Annotated in this window: 20 protein-coding genes, 1 tRNA gene and 1 pseudogene; 6 read left to right on the plus strand and 16 right to left on the minus strand. The window is 50.0% G+C overall.

Annotation, left to right across the window (positions count from 1 at the left end):
• The first annotated feature begins 571 nt into the window (after positions 1-571).
• Positions 572-1,108: a GNAT family N-acetyltransferase gene (locus SK34_RS07430; RefSeq protein ID WP_003841001.1), complete on the plus strand. Its 537-nt coding sequence runs from the start codon at positions 572-574 to the stop codon at positions 1,106-1,108.
• 32 nt (positions 1,109-1,140) lie between these two features.
• Here the strand turns inward: SK34_RS07430 and SK34_RS07435 are convergent.
• A tRNA-Gly gene (locus SK34_RS07435) sits at positions 1,141-1,214 on the minus strand.
• 79 nt (positions 1,215-1,293) lie between these two features.
• Entirely contained in the window at positions 1,294-2,052 is a 759-nt protein-coding gene (gene actS, locus SK34_RS07440; protein ID WP_003026902.1) for an amidase activator ActS, read from the minus strand.
• Positions 2,053-2,218: 166 nt separating this feature from the next.
• Between actS and idi the strand changes: the two genes are divergently transcribed.
• Positions 2,219-2,773, plus strand: a complete 555-nt coding sequence (gene idi / locus SK34_RS07445; RefSeq protein WP_032948043.1) for an isopentenyl-diphosphate Delta-isomerase — start codon at positions 2,219-2,221, stop codon at positions 2,771-2,773.
• 77 nt (positions 2,774-2,850) lie between these two features.
• Here the strand turns inward: idi and lysS are convergent, their stop codons facing one another.
• The 5 genes from lysS to xerD form a co-directional block, all read right to left on the minus strand.
• Positions 2,851-4,368, minus strand: a complete 1,518-nt coding sequence (lysS, locus tag SK34_RS07450; RefSeq protein ID WP_003026911.1) for a lysine--tRNA ligase — start codon at positions 4,366-4,368, stop codon at positions 2,851-2,853.
• Between the two features lie 9 nt (positions 4,369-4,377).
• Positions 4,378-5,476 (minus strand): peptide chain release factor 2 gene (gene prfB / locus SK34_RS07455; protein ID WP_096878465.1). Its coding sequence is split into 2 segments (ribosomal slippage): positions 4,378-5,400 and positions 5,402-5,476, totalling 1,098 coding nucleotides; the frame shifts between segments, so codons are not numbered across the junction.
• A gap of 91 nt (positions 5,477-5,567) precedes the next feature.
• Positions 5,568-7,301, minus strand: a complete 1,734-nt coding sequence (gene recJ / locus SK34_RS07460; protein ID WP_048232743.1) for a single-stranded-DNA-specific exonuclease RecJ — start codon at positions 7,299-7,301, stop codon at positions 5,568-5,570.
• 5 nt (positions 7,302-7,306) lie between these two features.
• Entirely contained in the window at positions 7,307-8,020 is a 714-nt protein-coding gene (gene dsbC / locus SK34_RS07465; RefSeq protein ID WP_003026923.1) for a bifunctional protein-disulfide isomerase/oxidoreductase DsbC, read from the minus strand.
• 28 nt (positions 8,021-8,048) lie between these two features.
• Positions 8,049-8,945, minus strand: coding sequence for a site-specific tyrosine recombinase XerD (gene xerD / locus SK34_RS07470; RefSeq protein WP_003026928.1), 897 nt, complete (start codon positions 8,943-8,945; stop codon positions 8,049-8,051).
• A gap of 113 nt (positions 8,946-9,058) precedes the next feature.
• Here xerD and fldB point away from each other — a divergent pair, with 113 nt between their 5' ends.
• Positions 9,059-9,580 carry a flavodoxin FldB gene (gene fldB, locus SK34_RS07475; protein ID WP_003026933.1) on the plus strand — a complete coding sequence of 174 codons (522 nt, stop codon included), beginning with the start codon at positions 9,059-9,061 and terminating at the stop codon, positions 9,578-9,580.
• A gap of 44 nt (positions 9,581-9,624) precedes the next feature.
• On the opposite strand, the gene SK34_RS07480 is transcribed toward fldB, so the two are convergent.
• Together SK34_RS07480 and sdhE are read right to left on the minus strand one after the other, a co-directional pair.
• Complete coding sequence (locus SK34_RS07480; RefSeq protein ID WP_003026936.1) at positions 9,625-10,032, minus strand: protein YgfX; 408 nt, start codon at positions 10,030-10,032, stop codon at positions 9,625-9,627.
• The gene (gene sdhE / locus SK34_RS07485) at positions 10,013-10,279 is read right to left on the minus strand and encodes an FAD assembly factor SdhE (protein WP_003026938.1); all 267 of its coding nucleotides are present in this window, start codon (positions 10,277-10,279) and stop codon (positions 10,013-10,015) included. The genes SK34_RS07480 and sdhE overlap by 20 nt, the downstream gene beginning before the upstream one ends.
• Positions 10,280-10,535: 256 nt before the next feature.
• On the opposite strand from sdhE, the gene ygfZ reads away from it, so the two are divergent.
• Positions 10,536-11,516, plus strand: a complete 981-nt coding sequence (ygfZ, locus tag SK34_RS07490) for a tRNA-modifying protein YgfZ (RefSeq protein ID WP_048232745.1) — start codon at positions 10,536-10,538, stop codon at positions 11,514-11,516.
• A gap of 93 nt (positions 11,517-11,609) precedes the next feature.
• Here the strand turns inward: ygfZ and trhA are convergent, their stop codons facing one another.
• Together trhA and yqfB are read right to left on the minus strand one after the other, a co-directional pair.
• Positions 11,610-12,269 (minus strand): PAQR family membrane homeostasis protein TrhA, encoded by a 660-nt coding sequence (gene trhA / locus SK34_RS07495; RefSeq protein ID WP_003838267.1) that lies wholly within the window; start codon positions 12,267-12,269, stop codon positions 11,610-11,612.
• Between the two features lie 162 nt (positions 12,270-12,431).
• Positions 12,432-12,743 carry a N(4)-acetylcytidine aminohydrolase gene (gene yqfB, locus SK34_RS07500; RefSeq protein WP_003026949.1) on the minus strand — a complete coding sequence of 104 codons (312 nt, stop codon included), beginning with the start codon at positions 12,741-12,743 and terminating at the stop codon, positions 12,432-12,434.
• Positions 12,744-12,795: 52 nt separating this feature from the next.
• Between yqfB and SK34_RS07505 the strand changes: the two genes are divergently transcribed.
• Both SK34_RS07505 and bglA read left to right on the plus strand, forming a co-directional pair.
• Positions 12,796-13,524: a MurR/RpiR family transcriptional regulator gene (locus SK34_RS07505; RefSeq protein ID WP_003838265.1), complete on the plus strand. Its 729-nt coding sequence runs from the start codon at positions 12,796-12,798 to the stop codon at positions 13,522-13,524.
• A gap of 121 nt (positions 13,525-13,645) precedes the next feature.
• Complete coding sequence (gene bglA, locus SK34_RS07510; RefSeq protein WP_003846391.1) at positions 13,646-15,079, plus strand: 6-phospho-beta-glucosidase BglA; 1,434 nt, start codon at positions 13,646-13,648, stop codon at positions 15,077-15,079.
• Positions 15,080-15,219: 140 nt separating this feature from the next.
• On the opposite strand, the gene SK34_RS24935 is transcribed toward bglA, so the two are convergent.
• The 5 genes and pseudogenes from SK34_RS24935 to SK34_RS07530 all read right to left on the minus strand — a co-directional run.
• Entirely contained in the window at positions 15,220-15,621 is a 402-nt protein-coding gene (locus tag SK34_RS24935) for a hypothetical protein (RefSeq protein ID WP_231588746.1), read from the minus strand.
• A 19-nt stretch (positions 15,622-15,640) separates the two neighbouring features.
• A complete protein-coding gene (locus SK34_RS07515; protein ID WP_231588747.1) occupies positions 15,641-17,068 on the minus strand; it encodes a phospholipase effector Tle1 domain-containing protein in 1,428 nt (475 codons plus the stop codon).
• Complete coding sequence (locus SK34_RS07520) at positions 17,065-17,592, minus strand: DUF3304 domain-containing protein (protein WP_048232747.1); 528 nt, start codon at positions 17,590-17,592, stop codon at positions 17,065-17,067. Before SK34_RS07520 ends, SK34_RS07515 begins: the two co-directional genes overlap by 4 nt.
• A 54-nt stretch (positions 17,593-17,646) precedes the next feature.
• Complete coding sequence (locus SK34_RS07525) at positions 17,647-18,462, minus strand: DUF4123 domain-containing protein (protein WP_048232750.1); 816 nt, start codon at positions 18,460-18,462, stop codon at positions 17,647-17,649.
• A gap of 172 nt (positions 18,463-18,634) precedes the next feature.
• Positions 18,635-19,033: pseudogene (locus SK34_RS07530) on the minus strand (hypothetical protein); the annotation flags it as partial.

The following is a 19,033-nucleotide window of genomic DNA, read 5'->3' on the forward strand; positions in this document are numbered from 1 at the left end:
CAAAAAAGTATTTTAGACTAAATAATCCTAATACTCTTGGGATTGAATTCTGGATTTAAACAAAGTTTGCCCGGTGACATAATGTGACGATGCTTACTATTGCTGGTTAGCATAGCTACACCGCGCAACTGTTTGCATGGTAACTATTTTGAGAGGTGAATAGAGAAAAATCTGATAATAGGCTCTCTGCTAACAACAAAATATAACTTAATTTTTAGGGCTCAAACAGGGCCAATGAAATGAAAATAAGGGTACAGGCGCAAGAAGAATTAGATACAGAAACAACACATTGAAATTAAATAACTTTCTTCATCATTTTTCGAAACCTACCATAATTGGTATTTGGATACACGCTCGAAGACGTGCACGAATAATTGTGTATTACTCTGCGCGTTAATGTATTTACCAACCTTGCGTATTATTGACAACATCAACCACAATCAATTATTTCCCCTTACAATATGAAAGCCTATTAGCATTGCAAGCAACTGTTCGAAGCATAATTTTTTGCACTTACCTTCCCCTCAGTCTTTCAGGTAATCTGGGCAAAGACGCCAATGGGAGCCGGTCAATGAAAATCGTTAACGCAGAAGAAAAGCACATCCCCGCCATACGCGATATTTATGCACATCATGTTCTTCACGGTACCGGCAGCTTTGAAACCGACCCGCCGGATGCTCACCAGATGTTTGCTCGTCTGGAAAAAATCCGCAGCCTCGGGCTGCCGTGGGTCGTCGCGCTACAGGAAGGTAAGGTCATCGGGTATTGCTACCTCACCCGCTATCGCGAGCGTTATGCCTACCGCTATACCCTTGAGGATTCGATTTATATTGCTCCAACGGCTCAGCGTCAGGGTGTAGGAAAAGCTTTACTGCGTCATGTGATCGGCTGGGCTGAAGCACAGGGCTATCGGCAACTGATTGCCATCGTCGGCGACAGCAATAATCAGGGATCGTTAAAAGTCCATCAGCAGGCCGGATTTACGGAAATCGGCACACTGAAAAACATCGGCTTCAAACATGGACTATGGCTCGACACGGTATTGCTACAACGTAATCTGGGTGAAGGTAACAGCACACTGCCACCGGATTTCGGTGTCGCTATTTAACATTTATAAAGAATAACTACAGGAGAGAGTTTTGGAGCGGGCGAAGGGAATCGAACCCTCGTATAGAGCTTGGGAAGCTCTCGTTCTACCATTGAACTACGCCCGCATTGAAGTGCGTAAGGGATTATAAACCTTACGCTCTTCTTGGCAAGGGACTAACCGACTGACTGGCGATTAATTCACCGTCAGCATTTTGGCTTACTCCCCTGCGGCGGTAAATAACGCAGTGGATCGATAGCCGTTGCCCGGTAGCGGATTTGGAAATGCAGGCGCACCGTCGTCGCATCCGAGCTGCCCATCGTCGCTATCTTCTGCCCGGCCTTCACGTTTTGACCGTTGTTCACCAGCATGGTGTCATTATGCGCATACGCAGTGATGTAGTCCTCACTGTGCTTAATCATGATGAGATTACCGTAGCCCCGCAGCTGATTACCGACATAAACCACCTTCCCTGCTCCGGCCGCATAAATCGGCGTACCGCGCGCAGCCGAGATATCGATGCCCTTATTGCCGCCGTCCGCCGTAGAATAAGGCAGGATCACCTTACCGCTGGCAGGCCACTGCCAGCAACGTTGCCCTACTGGTGGCCAGGACGACTGCGGCACAGAAGAAGATGGTCTGACCGCCGCCGTTTTGGTTGAGGATTTCTTGGTTGTTTTGCCAGATCCAGAACTGGTTTTCGCGCCGCCGCTGACCTTCAGCTTTTGCCCCACTTCAATGGTATAGGGCGGTGAAATATTATTCAGGCGAGCGATCTCTTTCACGCTGGTACCGGTGGCGCGCGAAATACGGTATAGCGTATCTCCCCGCTTCACGGTATACACGGAGCCGGAATAACTTCCTGTATCAGACGACTTGCTCCCGGAACAGCCCGCTAACAGCAGACCGACACACAGCAGCATCACGATACCCAGGCCATTTTTCTTCAGGCGTCCTGCACTCAAAACAATACCTCGCAACATTTTCAGACGCTTTATCATAGCAGCCAGAAACCGGATGCCAAATCATATCGCGCAACGAACCGGCGGCTCTGGCATTTCACACCCTCTGTTAATCACTCTGACTTAATTAAGCATATAATGTGAGTGCTTAAGATTGATGGTGGACGCTATGCGACAGGAACATGTCATTTTATTGAATGAGCAGGACCAACCCTGCGGAACGCTGGAAAAGTATGCGGCGCATACCGCCACAACCCCCCTGCACTCCGCTTTCTCGTGCTGGATATTTAACGAGCAGGGCCAACTGCTGGTCACCCGCCGCTCGCTGCACAAAAAAGCCTGGCCAGGTGTCTGGACCAACTCTGTCTGCGGTCACCCGCAGTTGGGCGAAACCAACGAAGCCGCTATTGTCCGCCGGGCTCGCTTCGAACTGGGTGCAGATATCAACTTGCTCACCCCCGTATACGCTGATTTTCGTTATCGCGCCACAGACCCGAGTGGGATAGTTGAAAACGAAGTATGTCCGGTTTATGCCGCACATATCGTCAGTGAGCTACAGCTAAACCCAGATGAAGTGATGGATTGCCAGTGGAGCAATCTTGAGGATGTCTTAAGCGGGATTGACGCGACGCCGTGGGCTTTCAGCCCGTGGATGGTAATGCAGGTTGCAAACAAAGAAGCGCGTGCGCTGTTGCAGAATTACTGCCAACAAATTATTGCCTGATGGCGCTACGTTTATCTGGCCTACATTACGAATCGTAGGCCGGATAAGGCGTCAGCCGCCATCCGGCATTTCACATCTTACTTAACCGGGCGCATCGCCGGGAACAGGATCACGTCACGGATGGTGTGGCTGTTGGTGAACAGCATAACCATACGGTCGATACCAATGCCCAGACCCGCAGTCGGCGGCAGACCGTGTTCCAGAGCGGTAACGTAGTCTTCGTCGTAGAACATCGCTTCGTCATCACCCGCATCTTTGGCGTTAACCTGATCCTGGAAACGCTGCGCCTGATCTTCGGCATCGTTCAGCTCGCTGAAGCCGTTACCGATCTCACGTCCGCCGATGAAGAATTCGAAGCGATCGGTGATTTCCGGGTTTTCGTCATTACGACGCGCCAGCGGAGAAACTTCTGCCGGATACTCGGTAATGAAGGTTGGTTGAATCAGGTGCGCTTCTGCAACTTCTTCAAAGATCTCGGTCACAATACGGCCCAGACCCCAGCTCTTCTCAACTTTGATGCCGATAGATTCAGCAATCGCTTTTGCAGAGTCGAAGTTATCCAGATCGGCCATGTTGGTTTCCGGACGGTATTTCTGAATCGCTTCGCGCATGGTCAGTTTTTCAAACGGCTTACCGAAGTCGAAGACTTCTTCACCGTAAGGCACTTCAGTCGTTCCCAGAACGTTCTGCGCCAACGTACGGAACAGAGATTCAGTCAGTTCGATGAGATCTTTGTAGTCCGCATAAGCCATGTAGAGTTCCATCATGGTGAACTCTGGGTTATGGCGAACAGAGATGCCTTCGTTACGGAAGTTACGGTTAATTTCGAATACGCGTTCGAAGCCGCCAACCACCAGACGCTTGAGGTAAAGTTCCGGCGCGATACGCAGGTACATGTCCAGATCCAGCGCGTTATGATGGGTGATAAACGGACGCGCTGCCGCACCGCCTGGGATCACCTGCATCATCGGGGTTTCGACTTCCATAAAGCCGCGAGCAACCATGAACTGACGGATGCCAGCCATAATCTGTGAACGCACTTTAAAGGTATTGCGGGATTCATCGTTAGAGATGAGATCCAGGTAACGTTGACGATAGCGTGCTTCCTGATCCTGCAGACCGTGGAATTTGTCCGGCAGCGGGCGCAGCGCTTTGGTCAGCAGACGCAGTTCGGTGCAGTGGATAGACAGCTCACCGGTCTTGGTCTTGAACAACTTACCTTTCGCGCCGAGGATATCGCCCAGATCCCATTTTTTGAACTGCTCGTTGTAGACGCCTTCCGGCAGGTCATCGCGAGCAACGTACAGCTGAATACGGCCGCCAACGTCCTGCAGCGTAACGAATGATGCTTTACCCATAATACGACGGGTCATCATACGGCCAGCAACGGATACCTCAATGTTCAGCGCTTCCAGCTCTTCGTTTTCTTTCGCGTCGAAGTCAGCATGCAGTTGGTCTGAGGTATGATCGCGACGGAAATCGTTCGGGAACGGGATCCCCTGCTCACGCAGGCTCGCCAGCTTCTCACGGCGCGTTTTCAGTTCATTGTTAAGGTCGGCTACCGCGTCAGCGCCCTGTACGTGTTGTTCAGACATGTTGGTTCCTCATAACCCTGCTTTCAAACTTGCTTCGATAAATTGATCCAGGCTGCCATCCAGCACCGCCTGCGTGTTACGGGTTTCAACCCCGGTACGCAGATCTTTGATGCGGGAGTCATCAAGGACATAAGAACGAATCTGGCTACCCCAGCCGATATCTGACTTGGTGTCTTCCATCGCCTGTTTCTCGGCATTCTTCTTCTGCATTTCCAGTTCATAAAGCTTCGCTTTCATCTGCTTCATGGCCTGGTCTTTGTTCTTGTGCTGGGAACGGTCGTTCTGACACTGCGTCACAATCCCGGTCGGGATGTGGGTAATACGCACCGCAGATTCCGTACGGTTAACGTGCTGACCGCCTGCACCGGAGGCACGGTAAACGTCGATGCGCAGGTCCGCCGGGTTGATATCGATATCAATATCATCGTCAACTTCCGGATAAACAAACGCCGAACTGAACGACGTATGGCGACGTCCGCCGGAGTCGAACGGACTCTTACGTACCAGGCGGTGTACGCCGGTTTCAGTACGCAGCCAACCGTAAGCATATTCACCAGCAATTCTGATGGTCACGGATTTAATACCCGCGACTTCACCTTCAGACTCTTCAATGATTTCAGTCTTAAAGCCGCGCGCTTCAGCCCAACGCAGATACATGCGCATCAGCATGCTTGCCCAGTCCTGCGCTTCCGTACCGCCAGAACCTGCCTGAATATCGAGATAGCAATCCGCGCTGTCATATTCACCGGAGAACATACGACGGAATTCCAGCTGGGCCAGCTTATCTTCCAGCGTATCGAGTTCTGCTACGGCTTCGTTAAAGGTTTCTTCGTCATCGGCTTCTACAGCCAGTTCCAACAGGCCGGAGACATCTTCCAGGCCCTGGCTCATCTGATCGAGCGTATCAACGATGGCCTCAAGGGAGGAACGCTCTTTGCCCAGCGCCTGAGCGCGTTCGGGTTCGTTCCACACGTCCGGCTGTTCCAGCTCGGCGTTTACTTCTTCCAGACGCTCTTTCTTGGCATCATAGTCAAAGATACCCCCTAAGAACGTCAGAGCGCTCCGTGAGGTCCTGAATGCGGTTATTTACCGGATTAATTTCAAACATTGTCTGATTTCTTTTATTGGACTAGTCAAAATGCGGTGATAAGAGCGGGATTGTAACTAATCCACGCCCTTTTTTATAGCGATTAGTGACGCTAAAGTGGCCAGATATTGTCGATTATAATCTGCAAGCTGCGGTTGCCGCGAAACTCGTTAATATCCAGTTTGTAGGCAAGTTGAACTTCGCGCACGCCGTTGTCCGGCCAGTAGGTGGTATCGACATTAAACGCAATACCGTCCAGCAGCGGCCCACCGCCCACGGGCTCGACCATCACCTTCAGATGACGCTCACCGACCAGACGCTGCTGGAGCAAACGGAAATGCCCGTCAAACAGCGGTTCCGGAAACATTTGCCCCCACGGTCCGGCATCGCGCAGCATTTGTGCGATCTCCATGGTCATCTCCGCCGCGCTCAGTGGGCCATCCGACACCACTTCACCTTGCAGTAAGGCAGGATCCAGCCACTCGGTTACCAGTTCGCCAAAACGCTGCTGGAAACGCTCAAACTGCGCCTCTTCAAGCGATAAACCCGCCGCCATGGCGTGACCGCCAAACTTGAGGATCATGCCCGGATAAAGGGTGTCCAGGCGCTCCAGCGCATCGCGCATGTGCAGCCCCTGAATCGAACGCCCGGACCCTTTGAGAGTACCGTCACCTGCCGGGGCAAACGCTATCACTGGACGATGGAATCGCTCTTTAATACGCGATGCCAGAATCCCCACAACGCCCTGATGCCACTCGGGATGATACATTGCCAGGCCGCCCGGTAGTGTATCACTACTGCGTTCCAGCTTTTCACACAAGGTCAGTGCTTCGGCCTGCATACCCTGCTCGATCTCTTTGCGCGTCTGGTTGAGCGCATCAAGCTCATTGGCCAGCACACGCGCTTCGCCAATGTTGTCGCACAGCAACAGCGCCACACCAACGGACATATCGTCCAGACGGCCCGCCGCATTCAGCCGTGGCCCCAGGGCAAAACCTAAATCACTGGCTGCCAGCTTTAGGGGGTCGCGATTGGAAATCTCCAGCAGCGCTTTAATACCAGGGCGACACTTTCCGGCACGAATGCGGCTTAAGCCTTGCCACGTCAGAATACGGTTATTGGCATCCAGCGGGACCACGTCCGCCACCGTGCCAAGTGCGACCAGATCGAGCAAATCCGCCAGGTTCGGCGGTGCAATGCCCCGTTCATCAAACCAGCCTTTGTCACGCAGGAAAGTACGCAGCGCCAGCATCAGATAGAAGGCTACACCAACGCCTGCCAGCGATTTCGACGGGAACTCACAGTCGGGCAGGTTAGGGTTGATGATTGCCTCTGCGCCCGGCAGCGTATCCCCTGGCAGGTGGTGATCGGTCACAACGACCGGGATCCCCAACGTTCTGGCATGTTCGACACCCGCGTGAGACGAGATGCCGTTGTCTACGGTGACAATCAGCTGAGCGCCCCGGGCATGGGCCTGATCAACGACTTCCGGGCTTAAACCATAACCGTCTTCAAAACGATTTGGCACCAGGTAGTCAACGTTACTGCAGCCCAACGCGCGCATCGCCAGGATGCTTAGCGCCGTGCTGGTCGCACCATCAGCGTCAAAATCGCCGACAACGATGATTCGGGTTCCTTCGCGAAAGGCGTTGTAGAGGATCTCAACCGCTTTTTCGACGCCGTTCAAATGTTGCCACGGCAGCATGCCTTTCACGCTACGCTCAAGCTCCTGCGCGCTACGTACACCACGGCTGGCGTATAAACGGCGCAGCAGTGGCGGCAAGTCGGCAGGTAGCTCGGCGGTCTCGTCGGCCTCACGCCGACGAAGTTGTATCTGTTGTTTCACGCGAATTATTTACCGCTGGTTTGTTTTGCATGTGCGTCGAGGAATTCTTTCATCTCTTTCGGGCCCTGATAGCCAGGTACGACATAGCCATTGCTCAGCACAATCGCCGGTGTACCGCTGACGCCAAACTGTACGCCCAGCGCATAGTGGTTAGCGATATCCACATCACAGGTCGCCGCTTTTACACCCTTGCCAGTCATCGCGTCGTCAAAGGCTTTGTTTTTGTCCTTAGCACACCAGATAGACTTCATGTCCTGCTCAGCCTGGCTGTCCAGCCCCTGACGTGGGAAGGCCAGATAACGTACGGTGATCCCCAACGCATTGTAATCTTTCATCTCTTCATGCAGCTTGTGGCAGTAACCACAAGTGATGTCGGTGAAAACAGTAATGACGTGTTTTTCCTGCGGCGCTTTGTAGATGATCATCTCTTTTTCCAGCGCGTTCAGATGCTTCATCAGCAGTTGGTTGGTGACGTTCACCGGACTTGCGCCGCTCACGTCATACATCGGTCCCTGAATAATATGTTTACCGTCTTCAGTTACGTACAGCACGCCGCTATTGGTCAGTACGGTTTTCATGCCCACAACCGGAGCAGGTTGAATCTCGGTGCTCTGCACACCCAGCTTTGCTAATGACTGGCGAATTGCAGCGTCGTCTGCATGTACCATGCCGGAAAACGCCGTCGCCAGCAGGGTGAACATCATAAAACGTTTTTTCATAGCCTATCCTATCCTGTCCTGTCAGCACTCACGCTCGCGGGTGATGCTGTTGATGTAGTTGCCGCAAGCGCTCCGTTGCGACATGAGTATAAATTTGCGTTGTCGAGAGATCGCTATGCCCCAGTAGCATCTGCACCACGCGCAGATCTGCGCCATGGTTGAGCAGATGCGTGGCAAATGCGTGCCGCAGGACGTGCGGTGACAGCTTTTCGCTGTCGATTCCCGCCAACACAGCATAGTGTTTGATACGATGCCAGAAGGTCTGACGGGTCATCTGTTGCGCCCGCTGACTAGGAAACAGCACATCAATCGATACGCCGTTGAGCAACCATGGACGCCCATGCTCCAGGTATGTTTCCAGCCAGTACACTGCCTCCTCTCCCAACGGGACAAGGCGCTCTTTGTTACCTTTACCGATCACCCGTACCACGCCCTGACGCAGGCTGACGTCACTCATCGTCAGTCCTACCAGTTCAGACACGCGCAGACCCGTTGCATACAACACTTCCAACATGGCTTTGTCGCGTAGCTCCAGCGGTTGATCGATAAGCGGCGCCTGCAGCAGTCGTTCTACCTGCGCTTCGCTGAGATCTTTGGGCAGACGCTGCGGAAGTTTAGGTGATGCAAGCGAGGCGCTGGGGTCATCTTCGCGATATTTTTCGCGGTACAGATGCTGAAAAAAACGTCGCGTCGCACTGAGCAAACGTGCAGAACTGGTGGCTTTATACCCTCCATCCATCCGCTCAGCCAGCAAGGCTTGCAGATCATCACTTTGCGCGGTCGCAAGCGAAGCGCCGCGGTGATGTAACCATTCCACAAGCATGGTCAGATCGCGACGATACGCACTTAATGTGTTTTCCGCCAGATTTCGTTCCAGCCACAGGGCATCAAGAAACTGCTCGATGCGCGCCAGATCCTGTTCCACTCGCGCCCCTTATTCCACTCTCATTTTTGATGCATTATGCCTCATTGTGCCGGGATTGCGGCGATTCTGTTACACTACCCGCAACGCTACAGCAGAATTGAGATGTTTACGTCATGAACATGGGTCTTTTTTACGGTTCCAGCACCTGCTACACCGAAATGGCAGCAGAAAAAATCCGCGATATCCTGGGTCCCGAACTGGTGACACTGCACAACCTCAAAGACGATTCCCCGACCCTAATGGAGCAGTATGACGTGCTCATTTTGGGCATCCCAACCTGGGATTTCGGTGAAATTCAGGAGGACTGGGAAGCGGTCTGGGAGCAACTGGACGACCTCAACCTGGAAGGAAAGATTGTCGCGCTTTACGGTATGGGTGATCAGTTGGGATACGGTGAATGGTTCCTGGATGCGCTGGGTATGTTGCACGATAAACTGATCACCAAAGGTGTAAAGTTTGTCGGCTACTGGCCCACCGAAGGCTACGAATTCACCAGCGATAAACCCGTCATTGCCGATGGGCAGCTGTTTGTTGGTTTGGCGCTGGATGAAACGAACCAGTACGATCTCAGCGATGAACGCATTCAGGCCTGGTGCGAGCAAATTCTTGGCGAAATGGCCGAGCACTGGTCCTGAATTTCTGCCGACTGACGGCTAAGGTCGCAACCTTACCGTCAGTACTACTTCTGCTTCGCCTTTTGCAGCATCAACCGCCGTAAATCCCGCCACTCTGCATCATCCATACTGTCTGCCGCCAGCCACAAATGTTGACGTTTTCCGGCATCAGAGCGCAAACGCAGCATCATGCCTGTTTTAACCATCCAGGGGGCGCTAACGATAGACCACTCTTGCCCTTGCCAGCGCAGACGGCCATCCATCAACAGCCGAATCTCACCCTGACAGGCGTTGATTCGACGCTGACTGCGAACGCTATCGAATACCACCAGAGAGAGCAAAACCAGCCATAATGGGGTGTAGCTCAATGGCCAGGGCATCAATAAAATAAACACCGCGACCAGCCCATGAATTAGCAGTGAAAGCCACTGCGCGCGCCATGATACGCGTAAATCAGATTGCCACTGGACCACGTTCCCGATTCCGTGTCTGGATAAGTCGCACCATCTGCTCCAGCTCAGCATCAGCTGGTTTCCCATGATTCATCAACCAGTTAAATAAATCTGGATCATCACATTCTAGCAGACGGATAAAGATACGTTTTTCTTCGTCACTTAAGCTGTCATATTCATGTTCGAAAAACGGCATGATCGAGATGTCCAGCTCGCGCATACCGCGGCGGCATGCCCAATGAATACGTGCTTTGTTGTTAATATCCATGTTCTTCTCCCTGTCTCGCGAAAACGAAGTATCCCGCTATTGTAACGTGTTTTTCCCGCTCTTTTACGGGAATATCAGTAAACTGAAGCTCGCTCGCTAAATAAAACCTTATTAAGCCAAAGGATTCACCATTTTTTGATGTTTCCTCGCAAAGCGCAATATATGGCACAAATAGCCTGTTTAAACCGCTTGCAATGGGCCATAGCTCTTTTACCATTAGTCATTATCACTGCGTTAAGCAAATCAGGACATTATTATGGCTTTTACATCTTTTCCTCCTCGCCAGCCTTTCGCGTCAACGCGTTTGCCTCTGACGCTAATGACGCTCGATGACTGGGCGCTCGCCACCATCACCGGTGTCGACAGTGAGAAGTATATTCAGGGTCAGGTCACGGCGGATGTCAGCCAGATGACCGAGCATCAGCACCTGTTAGCTGCACATTGTGACGCCAAAGGTAAAATGTGGAGCAACCTGCGTCTGTTCCGACAGGGTGACGGTTTTGCATGGCTTGAGCGCCGTAGCCTGCGTGATGCGCAGCTCACCGAGCTGAAAAAATACGCGGTCTTCTCGAAGGTGGCGATTGCCCCGGATGACGAGCGTGTCCTGCTGGGCGTAGCGGGATTCCAGGCACGTGCAGCGCTGGCCAATCTCTTTAACGAATTACCGAACAGTGATAAGCAGGTCATTACCGAAGGTGCCTCCACGGTATTGTGGTTCGAACACCCTGCTGAACGTTTTCTGCTGATCGTTGATGCCACCACAGCAGAAACCTTGGTTGAAAAGCTGCGTGGCGAAGCAGAGTTAAATAACAGCCAGCAGTGGCTGGCGCTGGATATCGAAGCGGGTATCCCCGTTATTGATACAGCCAACAGTGCACAGTTTATTCCACAGGCTACCAATCTGCAGGCTTTGGGCGGGATCAGCTTTAAAAAAGGCTGCTACACCGGTCAGGAAATGGTTGCTCGTGCAAAATTCCGCGGAGCCAATAAACGCGCCATGTGGACTTTGGCGGGTGCCGCCGGTCGAGTACCGGAAGCTGGCGAAGACCTTGAATTAAAAATGGGCGAGAACTGGCGTCGTACCGGTACCGTACTTGCCGCAGTAAAACTGGCCGATGGTCAGGTACTGGTGCAGGTTGTGATGAATAACGACATGGAGGCCGACAGCGTGTTCCGCGTTCGTGACGACGCAAAAACGCTGCAAATCGTACCGCTGCCGTATTCGCTGGAAGAGTAAATGAATAATGCCTGATTGCGATGCGTCTATCAGGCATGCTGGCTTTTGTTTTGTAGGCCGGATAAGGCGCTAGCCTCCATCCGGCGTCAATGATTACGCCTGACCAACGTAGAGATAGATCGCCAGGAAGTGGCAAACGCTGCCGCCCAGCACAAAGCCGTGCCAGATCGCATGGTTATAAGGAATACGCTTACAGACGTAGAAAATTACGCCCAGGGAATACACCACACCGCCAACAGCCAGCAACGTCACGCCTCCCGCTGCCAACTTAACCGCCAGTTGATACACCACAATCAGCGATAGCCAGCCCATTGTCAGGTAGGTTACCAGCGACAGAACCTTAAATCGGTGCGCAATGGTCAGTTTGAATAAAATACCGATCAGCGCCAGGCTCCAGATAACAATCATCAGTCCACGTGCCAGCGGCGAATCAAGCCCCACCAGCAGGAATGGCGTGTAGGTCCCGGCAATCAGCAGATAAATCGCACAGTGGTCAAATTTTTTCAGCCAGATTTTCGCTCTCTGATGGGGGATCGCGTGATACAAGGTTGAGGCGAGAAACAGCAGGATCATGCTGCCGCCGTACAGGCTATAGCTGGTAATGGCCATAGCGCTGGCGTTGGTATCTACTGCCTGGACCAGTAATAACACCAGTCCGACAATCCCAAACACCAGCCCAATACCGTGACTGATGCTATTGGCTATTTCCTCTGCCAACGAATATCCCTGCGCGATTAATGGCTTCTGAACCATAAGTTACTCCCCAGAAACGAACACTTTCGTTATTGCGCCTCTAGCGTAACTGAGAATGGTTCCAGTGAACACCTGTTAGCTAAAATAAATATCACATTAATATTAATCATTTAAAATCATTGTGTTGTAAGTGATTTTTCAACTAACAGATGTTTCTTTAAATCAAAGGCATTTAAAATCAATCACATAAAATTGCGTCTGATTCGGGTAAATCTCGGCAATCACATGTTTAAGTTCTTCAAGCGTCATGTTTTCCTGCTGGGCATGTTTATCCGTTAGCGTATCCAGCGTGACGGTTGAGGTGCCAACAACCTCAATCGTGCAAAAGTAACCGTCATCTTCGAAGCGCCCAACCCGTAAAATGTCCCCGGCTTTGAAGTGTGATTCGGACTCGTCACGAATGGTGATGGTCTTGCGTCCGGCCAGAATGTCATCCTGGAAACGCTGAAAAAAAGTGATGTCATTTGGCTGCATGTTATTATTCCCTGTAGATGAAGTCTGATGAGTGAGTTTTGCCATTGTGAGTATGTTCTCCCACGCTGCCATCGCCAGTCTCAACAATCTTGAGATGCTGGTCTACAACTATGTCATCAAAAACCGTGACAAAGTCATGTACATGACCATTCGCGAACTGGCCGATGCCGTGGGTGTTTCCACTACCACCGTACTGCGCTTTTGCCGCAAGCTTAAATGTGAAGGTTACTCAGAATTTCGCGTGCGCTTCAAATTATATTTAGAGCAGAATGAACCGCAACAGGCTAATTTCGGTGCCAGCGAAATTATCAGTTTCTTTAAAGGCGTCAATAACGACGAGTTCGATAAACTGCTCGATCAGGCTGTTGATATTATATTATCGTCCGAACGTATTATATTCGTCGGAGCAGGAACGTCTGGAGCGCTGGCAAAATATGGCGCACGTTTTTTCTCAAACGTCGGTAAATTCAGTAATCACATTGACGATCCTTATTTCCCGGTCACTAACGACATGGCCAGAAACGCGCTGGCGATCGTGCTTTCCGTATCTGGTGAAACAGAAGAGATCCTGCGCTTTGCCAGCCAGTTCAGTCTGCACAACTGTAAGGTTCTGTCGGTCACCAGCCATGAACACTCTCGCCTGGCGAAACTCGCCGACTTTAACCTCTCCTGGCATGTTCCACAAACACGTATTGCCGGGGTATACGATATAACCACGCAGATCCCCGTTATTTATATTCTGGAATCACTCGGTCGCAAGCTGGCGAAAAGAATAGCGTAAAAAAAACAATCTGTTTTTTTGATGTAACAAATCACATTTACGCTATTTTGTTATATCGTGACATTTATCCTTCCTTTGTTAGACTCAAAATCAGATTGTATTAATTTGAGACTGAGCGCAGATGAAAAAACTTACCTTACCAAACGATTTTTTATGGGGCGGCGCGGTTGCGGCGCACCAGGTTGAAGGCGGCTGGAACAAAGGTGGCAAAGGCCCCAGCATTTGCGACGTACTGACCGGAGGAGCTCACGGCGTTCCGCGAGAAATCACTCAGGAAGTTGAGTCCGGTAAGTACTACCCCAACCACGAAGCTGTCGATTTTTACAGTCATTACAAAGAAGACATCAAGCTGTTTGCCGAGATGGGATTCAAATGCTTCCGTACCTCAATCGCCTGGACCCGTATCTTCCCCAAAGGGGACGAAACCCAACCGAATGAAGAAGGGCTAAAGTTCTACGACGACATGTTCGATGAACTGCTGAAGTACAACATTGAACCAGTCATCACCCTTTCCCACTTTGAAATGCCGCTGCACCTGGTTCAACAGTACGGTAGCTGGACCAATCGTAAAGTCGTCGATTTCTTTGTCCGTTTTGCTGAAGTCGTTTTTGAGCGCTATAAGCACAAGGTCAAATACTGGATGACCTTCAATGAGATCAACAACCAGCGTAACTGGCGCGCGCCGCTGTTTGGCTATTGCTGCTCCGGCGTGGTGTATACCGAGCATGAAAACCCTGAAGAGACTATGTACCAGGTGCTGCATCACCAGTTCGTGGCCAGCGCGCTGGCGGTAAAGGCGGCACGTCGCATCAACCCGGAAATGAAAGTCGGCTGCATGCTGGCGATGGTGCCACTGTACCCGTTCTCCTGTAAGCCTGAAGATGTGATGTTCGCGCAGGAATCGATGCGTGAGCGCTACGTTTTCACTGACGTTCAGCTGCGCGGCTACTATCCATCATATGTACTGAACGAGTGGGAACGCCGCGAATTCAACATCCGAATGGAGGCCGGCGATGAGCAAATCCTGCGTGAAGGCACCTGTGACTATCTCGGATTCAGTTACTACATGACCAACGCGGTAAAAGCGGAAGGCGGCAGCGGCGATGCCATTTCTGGTTTTGAGGGCAGCGTACCGAACCCGCACGTAAAAGCCTCCGACTGGGGCTGGCAGATTGACCCCGTCGGTCTACGCTATGCCTTATGTGAGCTGTATGAACGCTACCAGAAGCCGCTGTTTATCGTTGAAAACGGGTTTGGCGCTTATGACAAAGTAGAAGAAGACGGCAGCATCAACGACGACTATCGCATCGACTATCTGCGCGCCCACATCGAAGAAATGATGAAAGCGGTGACCTATGATGGCGTAGACCTGATGGGCTACACGCCATGGGGCTGCATCGACTGCGTATCGTTTACCACCGGTCAGTACAGCAAACGTTACGGCTTTATCTACGTGAACAAACATGACGACGGCACCGGCGATATGTCACGTTCACGGAAGAAGAGTTTTGACTGGTACAAAGAGGTGATTGCCAGCAACGGCGAGAATCTGTAATTTTTTGCCGGATGGCGCAGTTCACAATGCCATCCGGAATTTCCAGTGAGATAAAAACTTAGGTATGAGCACTTGCCTCCCATTCTTACCAAGTCTTAATTTTGCAATAAAATTATAAAGCCTCAATTCCCTGCATAACACTAATCATCTCTGCGAGTATGTTTCTTTCCATCACCTTTATTTTCCAGCGGATTAGAATCGTCATCTGGCATCTCAGATGATCGACGTAAGAAAAAATCTTCAGATATAGAAGATGCATGATCAACTCGCTGTATATCATGCACGAAAAAAGAATAAAGTGTATTTGCTATTCGTGAAGAGGAGGATGGTGGATTTTCATTGTTATAAGCCGCACTGGAAAACTCAAGAAATTTCATAGCACGATTAACGGCAGCGTTATAAATTTGAGGTTTAAGTTTTATCCGATTGTCATTTAGCCTCGGATTGACTATAAAATCATTTTTTAAGCCACGAGCCACGTCATTTACATCATCCAGCCATCCCCAGAGTGAATCCAGTTCGGAAATCTGCGCTTTTATCACATCAACTTCCGTATTGGGGTTAATTCCCGTACCCGCTTATCTGTTTACGACGTGCTAACGATAATTTCTTATCCAGTCGCCCCCGTTCATACTGATACATATAATATTGCTCACCCAGCCAGAGAAAATAGTTATCCAGATGTCTCTCCTGTGCAGTATCGCTAAACTCTTTTTCCTTCACCTCTTCTTTTTGATAACGACTGGTCCAGTAATTTACAGGTATCCCCTGTACAGCATCATTCATAAGAAAATAGCTGGAAATTTTAGCATCATATTGTTCCAATGTGTCAAAATCAGGAAATGGCACACCAGCCTGACATGCTGCATGATACATATTGTATAGCGCGACCCGGCACAGTTCTGCGCTGGGTTTCTGTTCATCTGGTTTCAGGCCGCCACCAATATCTTCACTACAACCGGGAAGCAATTCTTCTCTGTATTTTTTATTTTTTGCAGCCTCTCCTAACAGATACAGTCCGCGCCATGGGCGTCGTTCATGGGCTGCTATCAGATGTAGTGCGCTATTTACCACATCCGGTAATGGCGAATTTTGATCGATAGCTTTTTCACCCAAAACCGAACTAATCATGTTTCCCGGTAAATCCAGCCACATAAAAAAATAGTCCAGCCCGTTGTTACTACTGGCTGGCGAATGGCGTGAGCAATCAAAAAGCCCGACGAAAGCAATATCAACAGATACATTCTTATACTGATATATTCCTTCTTTATTTTTCTGGCAAAGTTCCTGAAGAAAATTATCCAGAAATTTACGTGCCAGTGTTGCTCCCATATCAAAACCATATAATGAGACAGAAATTTTTTTGACGGGAACACTCCCCTTCATATTTTCCGTATAAAACTTCTCAAACTGCTTCTTTGCTGCTTCAAGACGTATGGGTTCGCCTGTCATAAAATAGGCACTTATGGCTTCGTGATCACGTAACCAGGGAGTGGACTCGATTCCAGCTTTACCTGCTGCTTTAACAGCCAACTTACCTATCCCTTTAGCCCACTCAACCGGATTATTGAGATCCTCAAGGAGATTGCCAAGCACATCCGTCCATTTTTTATCTCCCTTTATGACTGATTCCCCCGCATCTGATATTGTATCCTCCGGCAGGTTTTTCATATCCTCCAGGAGATTATCCAAACTAATATCCATAAGGGAGTTAATATTGTCGACAGAATCATCTTTGTAGGCTGTTCCCATACCGGAAAAATAAAATTTATTAAAACAAGTATTACCTCTATTTGCATATTCATCAGGATATGCCCGAAACAGACGAGCAATATTACTCAAACGGCAAGCCGGTGCGTCCTGAACGATATTGCGTCCCACACCATCAAAAAAGAAAGCAACATGCCAGACCCTACCACAATTCCCTACCTTGCCATCTTCTGCCTGTTGTGCCCGCACGGCGGCGGAGATAACGGATTCACTGATCATGGCTGCGCCTCCTGCATTTTTTCACTCTGATAAGAAAATTCATTACGTTTTTCATAGGGTGAACCCGCCCCTTCACTCCAGCCTAAAAATACTTTGTCACCCGGTAAAAAATGTACATGCAGAAAATCCTGCCCATGTTTTCTTTCAGGCAAGGGCATGGTGGTACGCCGGACCTCTTCTCGCAGTCCTGCATCATACTGCGCACGGGTTATACTCAACGTCCAGATAACCTCAGCCTCCTTTCCTCTGATATCCCCACAACAAGTTGTTGAGCCTCCTCCGTGCGCAAACGCATTTGGCCCGGTCATACCATTAACACTAAAACTCAGTATCGGTCTGTCCAGTTCACTATGAATCACCAGTATCACACCGCCAGTAGGTAGTCCCCAGATTGACATTCCCACGCTCAACAACAGCCAGGCTACAGGCACCACGATCAGTGTTCGCCATACCCAGCGCCCCCAACGGGCGTAACCGCGCGTCAGTTTTTGGTCAAATTGTTCCAGTCGGGTAAAAAATCCCATTATTCATTCCTTTCAGTTATTGCTTTTCACTGAAAAATATTCCGACAACGATTATCAATCTTCGCGGATGTCAGAAAGTGATATTTCATTTTTTTTAACCTTTTCAAGTACAGCCTGAAATTCTGCTGACTCAAGATATTCTTTCTCACCATTCAGGTAACTCAGTGCATAAATTTTCTGATCCAGCGGCTTTATCAAGCCAATTTGTCGTGCTTTATCGAGTGCTTTCTCCACCATATTCCGCCGTGCACATGGAGGAAATTGATTACCTATTTTCATCATACTCCATTCTCTTACTAGTGCAGAAACATCATCCCGCCCCTTAACTTTCTGCCATAATGAATTATCAAGATTAAGGTTGTCCGGAGCTGGGTTGTTGGTCACAGAAGCCGGTATATTTAACTGGTGCCATTGTGAATTTTCCTGTACCCACCATGATTCGGTTTGAGAGAACAATACCGGATGCCACTCCATATCAGGTCGCGCAGCCAGGTGTTTCAGTACATGTGGCGTATAAAAACGTAGCAGAACTTTGCGGTCGTCCGGTGTTTTCGCTATGCATCCGATGGCAAGTCGGGAAGCCAGATGAGTCAGTGATAACGCAGAAAAAATAATGCCTGCAACGGGTATTTTCTCCGATAACATACTATTCAATTCATTCTCTTCTTTAATATGCGCCAGCCAGGGGCCGTAGGTTATTATTTTCTTTAGTTCCGGTATCTGATACAGGGGTGTACACCGATCTTTATAATTCGTTAACATTAAATGACGAATTTCGTGACTAAGTGCTCCCCCTTCAAACAGGATAAAGGCATTGTGTGTTATATTCTGCTTCTGCCAGTGTTGCTTTAATTGGCATTCTGACGACATTATTATTTCCCTCTCAATATTCATTACATAGCCGATATTCAAGCAGGTCAGCTCTGTCGTTTTATCTGGAAATATAATCGTGGTGAATAGCTCAACGGTTTTTTCGGAAAAGCAGGGGGTATAGTCACCTCGACAATTACAGGTATATCTTCTAAAGGCTACTTCAAAGTGTTCATGTTCCCTGCACTATTGCATCGTCCGCTTTTATGGCGTTAAGTAAACACTCAATACAGATATTCCCCACCGAATTATTTTGTCCATCCTTCCCATTAGAATCGTCACCACCACCACCAGTCCCATCATCCGTTAAGGCTGTCAGGACAACTGGTTGCAGTGTCTGAACCGGTTTACCCGGACTCCCGCCGCTGTTGAGATTGATTTTCGGCCCCATAATATCCACGCCGCCCGGGTGGATGACCACAAACGAACCGCCCACCTTCAGGCTTATCCGGCTGCTGCTTTCCAGCACAATATCGCTCTGAACCTTTATTCCCAGCGCGCCGCTTATCTTCTGCGCCAGGTCTCCCTTCACCTCCAGGCTCTTCATTCCTTTCACCAGGCTGATATGGTC

Source organism: Citrobacter sp. MGH104 (assembly GCF_001034485.1).
In the GTDB taxonomy this organism is placed as follows: domain Bacteria; phylum Pseudomonadota; class Gammaproteobacteria; order Enterobacterales; family Enterobacteriaceae; genus Citrobacter; species Citrobacter freundii.